Genomic DNA, 12,517 nt, shown 5'->3' with positions numbered 1-12,517 from the left:
CATACGATGCGGGCATGCAGGAGAGAACGGCACAGGCACGGTGGGAACGACGGACGCAGCGGCCGCTGCTGGCGCTCGCCGTGGTGTTCGCCGTGGCGTACGCCGTCCCGATCGTGGACACCTCGGCCGACCGCGCGCTGACCACGGCGTGCACCAGGATCGAGTGGCTGGTGTGGGGGGCGTTCGCCACGGACTACCTGGTCCGGCTGGGGCTCACGGCCGACCGCCGCACGTTCGTCCGTACCCACTGGCTGGACCTCTTCGCGGTGATCCTGCCGGTGGTGCAGCCGCTCAAGCTGCTGCGGCTGGTGTCGACGCTGCTGCTGGTGGGGCGGCGGGCGCGGATGGCCTCGCAGATACAGCTGACGACGTATGTCGTGGGCGCGGTGATCGGTCTGCTGATGTTCGGCTCGCTCGCCGTGCTGTCGGTGGAGCGGGAGTCGCCGGACGGGAACATCCGCACGCTGGGTGACGCCCTGTGGTGGTCGTTCACGACGATGACGACGGTGGGGTACGGGGACCACTCGCCGACCACCGGCCTCGGGCGCATCATCGCCGTCGGGCTGATGCTCTCCGGGATCGCGCTGCTGGGTGTGGTGACCGCGAACATCGCGGCGTGGTTCATCGAGCGGTTCGAGAAGGACGACGTCGAGGAGCGCGCCCAGACGCTGGCGATCCTGGCGCTGACGGAGGAGGTGCGGGCCCTGCGGGCGGAGGTGTCGGCGCTCCAGGAGCGGTCCGTGCCCCACGATTGCCGGGCGGTCGGCGCGCTGTCCCCCTCCGGCAGCGCGCCGCAGCCCTGGCCGCCCTCCGCGACGGAGATGCCGTACGGAGGGCCTGACTAACTGTGACCTGTGGCGCGTGCCGGAAGCGAGGAACCTTTAGCGTTGTCACCCTGATAGGGGAAATTCGTTGAAGTCCCGTCAGGTTTCCGCGCCGTCTCCTCCCTCGTGCCCGCTTCCGTCGGCGGGTTCCTTCGGCGGGTTCCTTCGGCGGGCCTCAGACGTGGCCCAGGCCCGCGCCCGCCTCGGCGTTCTCCCCGCGCTTGGTGAGCAGCGCGATGAAGACGGCCACCACCGCCACCCCGGCCGCGACCAGGGACGCGGTGCTCATGCCGGAGATGAACGTGTCGTGGGCGACGTCCGTGATCTTCGCGGCCGTCTCGGCGGGGGTGCCCGGGGCCACCGGCGCCGCGCCGACCTGGACCGCCTCGGAGGTCTGCGCGAGTTGGGCGGGGGTGAGCTCGGGCAGGCCCGCGTCCTTCCAGTTGCCGGGCAGGTCGCTCTCGACCTTGGCGGCCATCACACCGCCCAGCACGGCCGTGCCGAGGCTGCCGCCGATCTGCATGGCCGCCTGCTGAAGACCGCCCGCGACGCCCGACAGCTCCATGGGGGCGTTGCCGACGATGACCTCCGTGGCGCCGACCATGACCGGTGCGAGGCCGAGGCCCAGCAGGGCGAACCAGATGGACATGACGACGCTGCCGGTGTCCGTTTCCAGCGTGGACATGCCGTACATGGCGACGGCGGTGGCGGCCATGCCGCCGGCCAGCGGGATGCGCGGGCCGAGCTTGGTGATCAGCGCGCCCGCGAGCGGGGAGCCGACGATCATCATGCCGGTCAGCGGCAGCAGGTGCAGGCCGGCGTCGATCGGGCTCATCCCGTGCACGTTCTGCAGGTAGAACGTCACGAAGAACAGGCCGCCCAGGAAGGCGATCGCCATCAGGACCATCAGCACGACGCCCGCCGACAGCGGGACCGAGCGGAACAGGGCCAGCGGGATCAGCGGCTCCTTGACCTTCGTCTCCCAGAAGCCGAAGGCCGCGAAGAGCACGGCGCAGCCGAGCATGAACGCCCAGGTCCGCCCGTCGCCCCAGCCCCAGGCCGGGGCCTTGATCAGGGCCCAGACCAGGCAGAACATCGCGCCCGAGAGCAGCGCGATGCCGAGGACGTCGAATGAGCGCGGGGCGTTCTCGGCCCGGTGGTCGAGCAGGATGAGCACGCCCAGGACCAGGGCGAGGACGCCGACCGGCACGTTGATGAAGAACACCGACTGCCAGTTGACGTGCTCGACGAGGACACCGCCGAGGATCGGGCCGCCGGCGGTCGAGGCGCCGATGACCATGCCCCACAGGCCGATGGCCATGTTGAGCTTCTCGGCGGGGAAGGTCGCGCGCAGCAGACCGAGCGCGGCGGGCATCAGCAGGGCGCCGAACAGACCTTGCAGGACGCGGAAGACGACGACCAGCGCGATGCTGTCGGAGAGCCCGATCGCGCCGGAGGCGGCGGCGAAGCCGACGACGCCTATCAGGAACGTCTGGCGGTGGCCGAAGCGGTCACCGAGTTTGCCCGCGGTGATCAGGGAGACCGCGAGGGCGAGGAAGTAGCCGTTGGTGATCCACTGGACCTCCGCGAAGGTGGCGCCCAGGTCCTGCTGGATGGCCGGGTTGGCGATGGCCACGATGGTGCCGTCCAGGGCGACCATCATGACGCCGACGGCGACGGTGATGAGGGTGAACCAGGGGTGGCCGCGCAGCCCCTCGGCGGGCGGCCCGTCCGACGACTCCGTCGGCACTTTGTCCCCCGGGCCAGTCGTGTCGATGGCGGTCTGACTAGTCATGCCTTCGAGGCTAGTGACAGCCGCTGACATTTGACAAACATGTTCACAAGTCGGTAACTGACACCTATGCAAACACTGCGCGAACGCAAGAGACAGCGCACCCGGGACGCGCTGCTGCGAGCCGCCGTGGAGCTGTTCACGTCACAGGGGTACGAGCGCACTACCGTCGACGAGATCGCCGAGGCCGTCGAGGTCTCGCAGCGCACCTTCTTCCGCTACTTCGCGGGCAAGGACGAGGCCGCGCTCGCGCTGGTGGAGATGTCGGTGGCGCGGTTCGTCGAGGCGGTGCGCGCCCGCCCGCCGCACGAGCCGCCGCTGGAGGCGCTGCGCCAGGCCGTCCTGGACAGCTGGGACTCGATCAACGAGATCGTCGAGTCGATCGTGCCCGTGGAGCTGCATCTGCGGATGTACCGGGTGATCGAGTCGACGCCGGCGCTGTTCGCCGCGCATCTGCGGCGCTCGATGGAGATCGAGGAGGGTCTCGCCCGGGTGATCGCCGACCGCGAGGGGCTCGACGTGGAGGCCGATCCGCGACCGCAGCTGGTGGTGGCCGTGTTCAGCGGGGTGATGCGGGTGGTGGAACGCCGGTGGTCCACGGGCGAGGGCTTCGGCGTGGCGGAGATGCACGTGCTGACGACCAGGTATCTCGACGGGATCGGACCCGCTCTGCTGGGCAGCTGGCGCGAGGCCTAGAGAGCGTTATGACCAATCCCACGCCTCACGAAACGTGATCCCCGTCACTTGGCTCACCCGAGACCCTCTCGTTCTCCTAGTGTGTCCTTTCAGTGACTTCCTTCGACACGACTCCCCAACTCAGCGTCTGGCGCGCACTGGCCGCCCTGGCGGTGGTGTTCGTGATGCTGGCGACCACGGGCTGGACCGCCACGCACCACGAACGGGGAACCACCGCCCTCCAGGCCTCGCGCGCGGCGTGGGAGCACGGCCGGATCGGCGGCCGGCTGCTGCCGGACACCGACTCCGCCCCCGCCCGGCTCACCCGCTTCTTCGCCTCGCTGACCGCCTCGCAGCGCACCTCGCTCGCCCACGACTACGCGCTCGCGGTGGGCAACATGAACGGCGCCCCCGCCGAACTGCGCTACCGCGCCAACCGCGTGGCACTGCGCGAGCAGGTGGGGATCGAACGCACACGCATGCACGACAGCCGACTCACGCCCTCCGGGCAGCAGTTGGCCGGCCGCCGCATGCACCGCTACGAGGATCTGAGCGTCGCCGAACGGCAGATCCTCGCCTTCGACCCGGACGGCTCCGGCCGGGTCGCCGAGGTGTTCGGCGACCTCGACAAGGCCGAGCGGATCTCCGTCGTCGTCCCCGGCGTCGACACCGATCTGCTCACCTTCCAGCGCACGAACCGGAAGTACTCGGCGCCCGTCGGCATGGCGCAGGCCCTCTACTCGGCCGAGCGCGAGGCGAGCCCGTCGACGCGCACGGCCGTGATCGCCTGGGCCGACTACACCTCCCCCGACGGCCTGGGCATCGACTCGGCCACCGCGATGCGCGCCGAGAGCGGCGCCGTCCGGCTGAACGCCCTGCTGAAAGCGCTGCCCGGTCTGACACCGGTGTCGATGTTCTGCCACAGCTACGGGTCGGTGGTGTGCGGAGTCGCCGCGGACGAGATGCCGGCCCGGGTGACCGACATCGCGGTGGCGGGCAGCCCCGGGATGCGGGTGGAGAACGCGGGGCAGCTGGGCACCGAGGCCCGGGTGTGGGCGATGCGCGACGCCGACGACTGGATCCAGGACGTGCCGCACCTCGAGGTCGGCGGCCTCGGGCACGGCCAGGACCCGATGGCCGACGCGTTCGGGGCGCGCGTGCTGTCCGCCCGGGAGGCGAAGGGCCACGGCGGCTACTTCGAACCGGGCACCGACAGCCTGCGCAACCTCGCCGACATCGGCACTGGCTCGTACCGCTCGGTGGAGTGCGCCCACGACGATGAAGCGTGCACGGTGGGTTTGACCGACACGACAGAGGCCGGACGCGCGTAGAGACGCATGAATTGCGGCACGCGCGAGGAGGGGACGAAGAATGGGTGTCCCGCATACGATGAGCCGCATGGGTGACGTACTGGCCGGATTTCATGCCGCCTGGGAGTTCGAGTCCGACTCCGTGCTCATCCGCTACGAACGGGGACTGCGCACGCCCAAACTGCTGTCGGCGCTCGGCGAACGGCGGATCCCGCTGTCGGCGATCGCCCGGGTGACGCTGGCCCCCGGGCGGCGCGGGACGGTCGTGCTGCACGCGGAGCCACGCCCGGGAGCCGATCCGCTGATGGAGGCGGCCGCAGGGCAGCTCAAGGAGGCCTGCGACCCGTACCGGCTGGTGCTGCCCGCCGAGCGCGAGACGCTCGCCGAGTACTACGCCGACGAGCTGCGGGACAAGCTGACCGACTCCGAGGCCGGCCCGGCGGAGCGCTTCCTGGTGGACGCGCCCGAGGTGCCGCTGTCGTTCAAGGCGTACGACGGCAAGGCGTCCTTCGACGGCCGGACGGTGCGCTTCCGCTGGTTCTGGACGGGCGCGTCGTCGGCGAAGTGGAAAGCCGGCGACCAGAGCTTCCCCGTGTCCGAGCTGAGCGGGCTCGAGTGGCGCTCGCCCGAGGTGTTCGAGGGGCACCTGCGGCTGCTGCCCAGGGACGGCGACAGCCGGCCCGCGCAGGCCGATCAGGACCCCGCGACGGTGGTGTTCGGGCTGGGGTACGGCCCCGTGCACGAGTCGTTGCCGTTCGCCGCGGCCGTGCTGGCGCGGATGCGGGCCGCGCGGCCGGTGGCCGCCGTCCCCGCGACCCCGCCGCGCCGGGATCCCGCCGACATCGCCGAACGCATCCGCCACCTCGGGGAACTGCACCGGGCCGGGCTGGTCACCGACGAGGAGTTCTCCCTCAAGAAGGCCGAGCTGCTGTCGCAGCTGTGATCACTCGCGGCCGGCCGAGGTGAACGCCATGTCCGCGTACCGGTCGCCGGACACCTGCGCCGCGATCGGCTCCAGCAGCGCCAGCTCCTCGTCGCCCAGGACGACGGAGACGGCCGCCGTGTTCTCGGCCACCCGCCCGGGCCTGCGCGTCCCCGGTATCGGGATCACCGGCAGGCCGTGCACCCGGGCCTGCTGCTGGACCCAGGCCAGGGCGATCTGCGCCGGCGTCACGGCGTGCGCCGCGGCCAGCGCCCGGATCGGCTCCAGGAGCGCCGCGTTGGCGGCCGCGTTCGCGCCGGTGTAGCGGGGCTGCTGACGGCGGAAGTCGTCGGCGGTGAGGTCCGTGTCGGCGTCCGCGAAGGAACCGGTGAGGAAGCCCCGGCCGAGCGGGGAGTAGGGGACCAGTGTCACGCCCAGCTCCCGGGCGGCCGGCACCACCTGCGCCTCGATGTCCCGGCTGAACAGCGACCACTCCGACTGCACGGCGGCGATCGGGTGGACGCCCTGCGCCGCGCGCAGCTCGGCCGCCGTCACCTCGCTCAGGCCCAGCTGCTTGACCTTGCCCTCGCGCACCAGCTCGGCCATCACGCCGACGGTGTCCTCGATCGGCACGTTCACATCGCGCCGGTGCATGTAGTAGAGGTCGATGACGTCGACGTCCAGCCGCTTCAGGCTCGCCTCGACGGCCTCGCGGATGTAGGGCGCGTCGTTGCGGATGATCCGGCGGGTCGGCTCGCCCGGCGGGATCGCCAGGGCGAACTTGGTCGCGATCACGACCTCGTCGCGGTGCGCCTTGACGAACGGGGCGAGGAACCGCTCGTTCTCCCCCTGGCCGTAGGCGTCCGCCGTGTCGTAGAACGTGACGCCGAGTTCCAGGGCGCGCTCCAGGGTGGCCCGGGACTCATCGGCGTCCGCGGGACCGTAGGCGAAGCTCATGCCCATGCAGCCGAGGCCCTGGACGCCGACCTCGGGGCCGTTCGCGCCGAGTCGGGCCGTCGGGATCCTGCTGTCGGTCATCCGACCTTCTCCTTTTCGTAGAGGTGCGCGGCGTCCGCGTAGAAACTGATCTTCCGGTCGAGCACGGCGAGGGTGTCCTGCAGTTCGGCGACTCGGGCCAGGACGTCCCGGCGGGTCGACTCGAGGAGTTCGAAGCGCTCGGGGAACGTGTGGTCGCCCGCGCGCACCAGTTCCGCGTACCGCACCATGTCGGCGACCGGCATGCCGGTGAGCCGGAGTTTGCCGACGAGGTCCAGCCAGTCCAGGTCGCGGTTGCTGTACCGGCGCTGACCGGTGTGCGAGCGGTCGACGTGCGGCATCAGGCCGATCCGCTCGTACCAGCGCAGGGTGTGGGCCGTCAGGCCCGTGAACGCGACGACTTCGCTGATCGTGTAGCTGTCCTGGCCTTCCGGCCGCCGTTGCGGGTGCGGCGGGGCGGCACAGCTGTCGGTCCTGGTACCCGTGGTCTCCATCACCGTCATGGCGCCAACGCTATGGCCTTGGAGTGCGCTCGAAGCAAGCGGAATCGGTAAGAAAACCGGGGGACGCGGCTTGATCGCGCCCGTTAGCGTGCCGGACATGAGTGACGTGAGCGTCGTACGCCGTGCCCTGCCCGAGGACGCCGTGGAAGTGCTGCGGCTGCGTCAGGTGATGATCGACTCGATCGCCCCCGCGGACGGCTCCGTCGGCTGGCACGCGGAGTCGCTGCCCACGCTGCGCGCGCGACTGGCCGAGCCGGACGGCGGCTTCGCGGCCTTCGTCGTGGACCACCCGGAGCGGCCGGGGGCGCTGGCCGCCCTGGTCGTGGGGACGATCGAGTACCGGATCGGGCGGTCCGGCAATCCGCACGGGGACATCGGCTACGTCTTCAGCGTCGCCACCGATCCGGACGCGCGCCGGCGCGGTTACGCGCGTGCGTGCATGGACACGCTGCTGGCCTGGTTCCGCGCGCGGGGAGTCGGAAAGGTGCAGCTCACCGCATCCGCCGACGCCGCGCCGCTCTACGCGTCGCTCGGCTTCGAGCCCAAGCCGGACCCCTTGATGGAGCTCGCGCTGTGAGGCGCATAGGCTCGACCGCATGTCGCTGAAGAGCCTCGCCCTGATCGAGAACTGGCCGGTTCCCTCCGCCGCGGCGGGGGTCGTCCGGGCCGACGGCACGGTCCTGGGGACCCACGGCCCGGTCGGCCGGCGTTTCCCGCTGGCCTCGGTCACCAAGCCGCTCGCCGCGTACGCGGCCCTCGTGGCGTACGAGGAGGGCGCGATCGAGCTGGACGAGCCGGCCGGTCCGCCCGGGGCGACCGTCCGCCAGCTGCTCGCGCACACCTCCGGGCTCGCCTTCGACGAGCACCGGGTGACCGCCCCGCCCGGTGAGCGGCGGCTGTACTCCAACGCCGGGTTCGAGCAGCTCGGCGACCACATCGCGAAGGCGACGCAGATCCCGTTCCCGGAGTATCTGCGGCAGGCGGTGCTGGAGCCGCTGGGGATGACGGCAACCTCGCTGGAGGGCTCCCCGGCGAAGGACGGCGTCTCGACGGTCGAGGACCTGCTGCGGTTCGCGGCGGAGGTGCAGGCGCCCCGGCTGCTGGATCCGCGGACGGTGGCGGCGGCGATGAGCGTGCAGTACCCGGGTACGAAGGGCGTCGTGCCGGGGTACGGCCATCAGAACCCCAACGACTGGGGGCTCGGCTTCGAGATCCGCGGCTCCAAGTCCCCGCACTGGACGGGAAGTTCGTCGTCCCCGCGGACCTTCGGGCACTTCGGCCAGTCCGGCACGTTCCTGTGGATCGACCCCGAAGCGGGCGCCGCCACCGTCGCCCTGACGGACCGAGCGTTCGGGGCCTGGGCAATCGAAGCCTGGCCGCCCTTCACAGACGCGGTGCTTGCCGAGCTGCGCGGCTGAACCGCGCCCCAAAGGGGCGCGGGGAACTGCGCGACCAGCCACAACGGCGCCGCAGCGAAACGACGCCACATCACCGCACCCCCAGCGGAGCGCTATTCGCCGGACGGGCTGAAGATCCACGCCAGCAGTTCCGCGTCCGTCACCCCCTGCGCCTCCAGATCCTTCGCGTCCGTGACCCGGGCCGCGTCGCCCGGGCCCAGCCGTTCGCCGTCCAGGAGGACCTCGCCGCTCACCACGTGGACGTAGACGTGCGGCGCGTCCGGCACCGCCGTGCGCTCTCCGGCGGCCAGGCGGCGCACATGGAGCATCGCGCCCGCCTCCGGGACGGCGTAGGGGGTGGAGTCGGCGATGCCGTGGACCATCTCGTAGGCGGGGTCGCCGCCGGGGTCCAGCGGGGCCAGCCACATCTGGACGAAGGTCAGGGGCGTGTCGGCGTCGTTGCGTTCCACGTGCCGTACGCCGCCCGCCGAGCTGAGCCGCTGCACGTCCCCGGGGCGGACCCGACTCTCGTGGCCGGCCGAGTCGCGGTGGGTCAGCTCGCCCTCGATGACCCAGGTCACGATCTCGGTGTGGCTGTGCGGGTGCTCGTCGAAGCCGGCGCCGGGCGCGAGCCGCTCCTCGTTGCAGGCGATCAGCGGGCCGAAGCGAAGGTTGTCGGGGTCGAAGTGCGGGCCGAAGGAGAAGGCGTGCCACGACTCGACGCCTGCGGCCGGGTCGCCGCCTCGATAGCGCTCGTCGGCGCGCCTCACGTCCATCACGGGACCACGGTAGACCCGGCGGCACACTCCCCCGTCCCGATAAGGCAGTCTTGTCCACGTGCCCGAACCCGAAACCAGTCACCCCGATCCCACGGCGCACGCCGTCCACTCCCACCCCGCCACGCTGAAGCGGCTGGAGAAGTCCTCCGGGAGTCTCGCCGCCCAGGCCATCACGCGGATGGACGAGACACTGTCGTGGTACCGGGCGATGCCCCCGGAGAACCGTTCCTGGATCGGGCTGGTCGCCCAGGCGGGCATCGCCGCCTTCACCGAGTGGTTCCGGCAGCCGGACGCCCCGCAGGCCATCTCCACCGATGTGTTCGGCACGGCGCCGCGTGAGCTGACGCGGGCCATCACGCTGCGGCAGACCGTCGAGATGGTGCGCACCACCATCGAGGTCATGGAGTCCGCGATCGACGAGGTCGCGGCGCCGGGCGACGAGAACGTGCTGCGCGAGGCGCTGCTCGTCTACGCCCGGGAGATCGCCTTCGCCACCGCGCAGGTCTACGCCCAGGCCGCCGAGGCCCGGGGCGCCTGGGACGCCCGGCTGGAGTCGCTCGTCGTGAACGCCGTGCTGAGCGGCGAGGCCGACGAGGGGGCCGTGAGCCGGGCCGCCGCACTGGGCTGGAACGCGCCGGAACATGTGTGCGTCGTCCTCGGGACCGCCCCCGAGGGGGACTCCGAGCTGACCGTCGAGGCCATCCGGCGGGCCTCGCGGCACGCCAAGCTCCAGGTGCTCACCGGGGTGCTCGGCACCCGGCTGGTGGTGATCGCGGGCGGCAGCGACAACCCGCTCGCGGTGGCGAAGTCGCTGATCGGGCCGTTCGCCGCCGGGCCCGTGGTGGCCGGGCCCGTCGTGCCCGATCTGCTGGCCGCGACCCGGTCCGCACAGGCCGCCGCGGCCGGGCTCAAAGCCTGTTCGGCGTGGCAGGACGCACCCCGGCCGGTACTGGCGGACGATCTGCTTCCGGAGCGCGCGATCGCCGGTGATCCCGGTGCGCGCGATCAGTTGGTGGAGGAGATCTACAGACCGCTCGAGGAGGCCGGATCGGCGCTCCTGGAGACCCTCTCCGTATATCTCGAACAGGCGTCCAGTCTGGAAGGGGCCGCGCGGATGCTCTTCGTTCACCCGAACACCGTGCGCTACCGGCTTCGACGTGTGACTGACGTCACCGGCTGGTCGCCTTCAGATGTACGCTCCGCGTTCACGCTCCGGATCGCACTGATCCTGGGGCGTCTGGTCGACGGCGATCCCCAGACCTAGCCTTTTGTCGGGGCTCCACAAAACCCCCTGCCGTTCTTCGTCCCTGTCCCCACGGGCGGCTTCGGCCGTCCCCAAGAGAGAGTGTGAGAGTGCTCGTACTCGTCGCTCCCGGCCAGGGCGCCCAGACGCCCGGCTTCCTGACTCCTTGGCTCGAACTGCCCGGTGCCGCCGCCCGCGTCGCCGCGTGGTCGGACGCCATCGGCCTGGACCTCGCCCACTACGGCACGCAGGCCGACGCGGACCAGATCCGTGACACCGCGGTGGCCCAGCCGTTGCTGGTCGCCGCCGGAATCCTGTCCGCGACGGCGCTCGGCGACGCCTCCCCGGGCGCGGTCGCGGGCCACAGCGTCGGCGAGTTCACCGCCGCCGCCTTCGCCGGCGTCCTCGACGACACCGTCGCGCTGGACCTCGTCCGCAAACGCGGCCTGGCCATGGCGGACGCCGCCGCGATCACCGAGACCGGTATGTCCGCCCTGCTCGGCGGCGACCCCGAGGTCTCCCTCGCGCATCTGGAGAAGCTGGGGCTGACCCCGGCGAACATCAACGGCGCGGGTCAGATCGTGGCCGCGGGCACGCTGGAGCAGCTCGCCGCGCTGAACGACGACAAGCCGGAGGGCGTCCGCAAGATCGTCCCGCTGAAGGTCGCCGGCGCCTTCCACACCGTGCACATGGCCCCCGCGGTCGAGGCCCTTGCCAAGGCCGCCACGGAGGTCACGCCGGCCGACCCGACGGTCCGTTACCTCTCCAACAAGGACGGCCGGGCCGTCGCCACCGGCGCCGAGATCCTGGACCGGCTGGTCGGCCAGGTCGCCAACCCGGTCCGCTGGGACCTGTGCATGGAGACCTTCAAGGAGCTCGGCGCGACCGCGATCATCGAGGTCTCCCCCGGCGGCACGCTGGTCGGCCTCGCCAAGCGCGCCCTGCCCGGTGTGAAGACGCTCGCGCTCAAGACACCCGACGACCTCGACGCGGCTCGCGAACTCATCGCCGAGACCGCGGCCTCTGCCGCCGACGCGGCGGGCGTCGCCTAAAAGGAGCTCTGATGGCGAAGATCAAGCCCAGCAAGGGCTCCCCGTACGCGCGCATCCTCGGCGTCGGCGGCTACCGGCCCACCCGGGTCGTCCCCAACGAGGTGATCCTCGAGACGATCGACTCGTCCGACGAATGGATCCGCTCGCGCTCCGGCATCGAGACCCGGCACTGGGCGAACGACGAGGAGACCGTCGCCGCCATGTCGGTCGAGGCGTCCGGCAAGGCGATCGCCGACGCCGGGATCACCGCCCAGCAGATCGGCGCGGTGGTCGTCGCGACCGTCTCGCACTTCAAGCAGACCCCGGCCGTGGCCACCGAGATCGCCGACAAGCTCGGCACGAACAAGGCCGCCGCGTTCGACATCTCGGCGGGCTGCGCGGGCTTCGGCTACGGCCTGACCCTCGCCAAGGGCATGGTCGCCGAGGGCTCGGCCGAGTACGTCCTCGTCGTCGGCGTCGAGCGGCTGTCCGACCTGACCGACCTGGAGGACCGCGCGACGGCCTTCCTGTTCGGCGACGGCGCGGGCGCGGTCGTCGTCGGCCCCTCCGCCGAGCCGGCCATCGGCCCGACCGTATGGGGCTCCGAGGGCGACAAGTCGGACACCATCATGCAGACCGTGCCGTGGACGGACTACCGCGACGGCCCCGTCGCCAAGTTCCCCGCGATCACGCAGGAGGGCCAGGCGGTCTTCCGCTGGGCCGTGTTCGAGATGGCGAAGGTCGCCAAGCAGGCGTTGGACGTCGCCGGCATCACCGCCGACGAACTCGACGTCTTCATCCCGCACCAGGCCAACGAGCGGATCATCGACTCGATGGTGAAGACTCTCAAGCTGCCGGAGTCCGTCACGGTCGCCCGTGATGTGCGCACCACCGGCAACACCTCGGCCGCCTCGATTCCGCTCGCGATGGAGCGGCTCCTGGCGACCGGCGAGGCGAAGAGCGGCGACACCGCGCTCGTCATCGGATTCGGGGCGGGTCTCGTCTACGCCGCGACTGTCGTTACCCTCCCCTAGGCACTCCGTGC

Annotated in this window: 13 protein-coding genes; 9 read left to right on the top strand and 4 right to left on the bottom strand. The window is 71.4% G+C overall.

What is annotated here, in order from left to right:
* The first annotated feature begins 14 nt into the window (after positions 1–14).
* Positions 15–845, top strand: a complete 831-nt coding sequence (locus ACWCPF_RS06460) for a potassium channel family protein (protein WP_451043806.1) — start codon at positions 15–17, stop codon at positions 843–845.
* A 154-nt stretch (positions 846–999) separates the two neighbouring features.
* On the opposite strand, the gene ACWCPF_RS06455 is transcribed toward ACWCPF_RS06460, so the two are convergent.
* Entirely contained in the window at positions 1,000–2,574 is a 1,575-nt protein-coding gene (locus ACWCPF_RS06455) for an MFS transporter (protein WP_451043871.1), read from the bottom strand.
* A gap of 111 nt (positions 2,575–2,685) precedes the next feature.
* Between ACWCPF_RS06455 and ACWCPF_RS06450 the strand changes: the two genes are divergently transcribed.
* The 3 genes from ACWCPF_RS06450 to ACWCPF_RS06440 all read left to right on the top strand — a co-directional run bounded on the left by ACWCPF_RS06450 (position 2,686) and on the right by ACWCPF_RS06440 (position 5,544).
* On the top strand, positions 2,686–3,312 hold the full coding sequence (locus tag ACWCPF_RS06450) for a TetR family transcriptional regulator (RefSeq protein WP_451043805.1): 627 nt from the start codon (positions 2,686–2,688) through the stop codon (positions 3,310–3,312).
* 92 nt (positions 3,313–3,404) lie between these two features.
* Positions 3,405–4,622 (top strand): alpha/beta hydrolase, encoded by a 1,218-nt coding sequence (locus ACWCPF_RS06445; RefSeq protein ID WP_451043804.1) that lies wholly within the window; start codon positions 3,405–3,407, stop codon positions 4,620–4,622.
* A gap of 58 nt (positions 4,623–4,680) precedes the next feature.
* Positions 4,681–5,544, top strand: coding sequence for a DUF4429 domain-containing protein (locus ACWCPF_RS06440; RefSeq protein ID WP_451043870.1), 864 nt, complete (start codon positions 4,681–4,683; stop codon positions 5,542–5,544).
* Here the strand turns inward: ACWCPF_RS06440 and ACWCPF_RS06435 are convergent, their stop codons facing one another.
* Together ACWCPF_RS06435 and ACWCPF_RS06430 are read right to left on the bottom strand one after the other, a co-directional pair.
* The gene (locus ACWCPF_RS06435) at positions 5,545–6,561 is read right to left on the bottom strand and encodes an aldo/keto reductase (protein ID WP_451043803.1); all 1,017 of its coding nucleotides are present in this window, start codon (positions 6,559–6,561) and stop codon (positions 5,545–5,547) included.
* Positions 6,558–7,022: a MerR family transcriptional regulator gene (locus ACWCPF_RS06430; RefSeq protein WP_451043802.1), complete on the bottom strand. Its 465-nt coding sequence runs from the start codon at positions 7,020–7,022 to the stop codon at positions 6,558–6,560. The genes ACWCPF_RS06435 and ACWCPF_RS06430 overlap by 4 nt, the downstream gene beginning before the upstream one ends.
* Positions 7,023–7,128: 106 nt before the next feature.
* Here ACWCPF_RS06430 and ACWCPF_RS06425 point away from each other — a divergent pair, with 106 nt between their 5' ends.
* The gene (locus ACWCPF_RS06425; RefSeq protein WP_451043869.1) at positions 7,129–7,599 is read left to right on the top strand and encodes an N-acetyltransferase family protein; all 471 of its coding nucleotides are present in this window, start codon (positions 7,129–7,131) and stop codon (positions 7,597–7,599) included.
* Positions 7,600–7,618: 19 nt separating this feature from the next.
* Positions 7,619–8,440 carry a serine hydrolase domain-containing protein gene (locus ACWCPF_RS06420; RefSeq protein WP_451043801.1) on the top strand — a complete coding sequence of 274 codons (822 nt, stop codon included), beginning with the start codon at positions 7,619–7,621 and terminating at the stop codon, positions 8,438–8,440.
* A gap of 92 nt (positions 8,441–8,532) precedes the next feature.
* Here ACWCPF_RS06420 and ACWCPF_RS06415 read toward each other — a convergent pair whose 3' ends face one another.
* Positions 8,533–9,195, bottom strand: coding sequence for a pirin family protein (locus ACWCPF_RS06415; protein WP_451043868.1), 663 nt, complete (start codon positions 9,193–9,195; stop codon positions 8,533–8,535).
* 61 nt (positions 9,196–9,256) lie between these two features.
* Here ACWCPF_RS06415 and ACWCPF_RS06410 point away from each other — a divergent pair, with 61 nt between their 5' ends.
* The 3 genes from ACWCPF_RS06410 to ACWCPF_RS06400 all read left to right on the top strand — a co-directional run bounded on the left by ACWCPF_RS06410 (position 9,257) and on the right by ACWCPF_RS06400 (position 12,506).
* Positions 9,257–10,462 (top strand): PucR family transcriptional regulator, encoded by a 1,206-nt coding sequence (locus tag ACWCPF_RS06410; protein ID WP_451043800.1) that lies wholly within the window; start codon positions 9,257–9,259, stop codon positions 10,460–10,462.
* Between the two features lie 89 nt (positions 10,463–10,551).
* Positions 10,552–11,493, top strand: coding sequence for an ACP S-malonyltransferase (locus ACWCPF_RS06405; RefSeq protein WP_451043799.1), 942 nt, complete (start codon positions 10,552–10,554; stop codon positions 11,491–11,493).
* Positions 11,494–11,504: 11 nt separating this feature from the next.
* The gene (locus tag ACWCPF_RS06400; protein ID WP_451043798.1) at positions 11,505–12,506 is read left to right on the top strand and encodes a beta-ketoacyl-ACP synthase 3; all 1,002 of its coding nucleotides are present in this window, start codon (positions 11,505–11,507) and stop codon (positions 12,504–12,506) included.
* Positions 12,507–12,517 lie beyond the last annotated feature (11 nt).

The sequence above is a fragment of the Streptomyces sp. NPDC001858 genome (assembly GCF_053594615.1).
The sequence above is the reverse complement of the archived record's forward strand: the minus strand, read 5'-3'. Positions and strand labels throughout refer to the sequence as shown.